2 protein-coding genes are annotated in these 687 nt (G+C 72.8%); both read left to right on the top strand.

The genetic code is table 11. From position 1 onward, the window contains the following. The first annotated feature begins 73 nt into the window (after positions 1–73). Positions 74–517 carry a cytochrome c-type biogenesis protein gene (locus P409_RS35555; RefSeq protein WP_034849884.1) on the top strand — a complete coding sequence of 148 codons (444 nt, stop codon included), beginning with the start codon at positions 74–76 and terminating at the stop codon, positions 515–517. After that, positions 514–687: c-type cytochrome biogenesis protein CcmI (gene ccmI / locus P409_RS41680; RefSeq protein WP_081992326.1), on the top strand; the 174-nt coding region annotated here is incomplete at its 3' end. The genes P409_RS35555 and ccmI, both read left to right, overlap by 4 nt.

The following is a 687-nucleotide window of genomic DNA, read 5'->3' as shown; positions in this document are numbered from 1 at the left end:
ACCCCTCCCTACCCCCCCTCCCGCGAGGGGAGGGGGGACTCGTTGGGGGCAAACGGTCCGGTTTGCTCTCACGATCCTGTTTCTGGCCCTGACCTTCGCGGCCCCCGCCGGCGCGATCGAGCCGCAGGAGCAACTGGCCGACCCGGCGCTGGAGGCGCGGGCGCGGGAGCTGGGGCAGGAGCTGCGCTGCCTGGTCTGCCAGAACCAGTCGATCGACGATTCCAACGCCGACCTGGCGCGCGACCTGCGTACCATCGTGCGCGAGCGCCTGAAGGCCGGCGACAGCAACGACCAGGTGCTGGATTTCGTCACCGCACGCTACGGCGACTATGTGCTGCTGCGGCCGCCGCTGCGCGCCGGCACACTGGCGCTGTGGTTCGGCCCGGTGGTGCTGCTGTTTGCCGCCATCGCCGTCCTGATCCTGCGCCGCCGCCGGCGCCCGGCCGAGGCACAGCCGCTGTCGGCGGAGGAGAACCAGCGCCTGGCCCGGCTGATCGACGAGGAGCCGGCGCCGTGACCGGCTGGGCGTTCTGGATCGTCGCCGCGCTGATGACCGCGGGCGCCGTCGCCCTGCTGCTGCGGCGCCTGTTCGCCACCAGCGCGCCGGGCTCTGCGGACTCCGATGCCGCGATCTACCGCGATCAGCTGAAGGAGCTGGAGCGCGAGCGCGCCGCCGGCGAGATCGGT

This window comes from Inquilinus limosus MP06, from assembly GCF_000767795.1.
GTDB lineage: Bacteria > Pseudomonadota > Alphaproteobacteria > DSM-16000 > Inquilinaceae > Inquilinus > Inquilinus limosus_E.
This window is presented reverse-complemented; position numbering and strand designations above follow the sequence as displayed.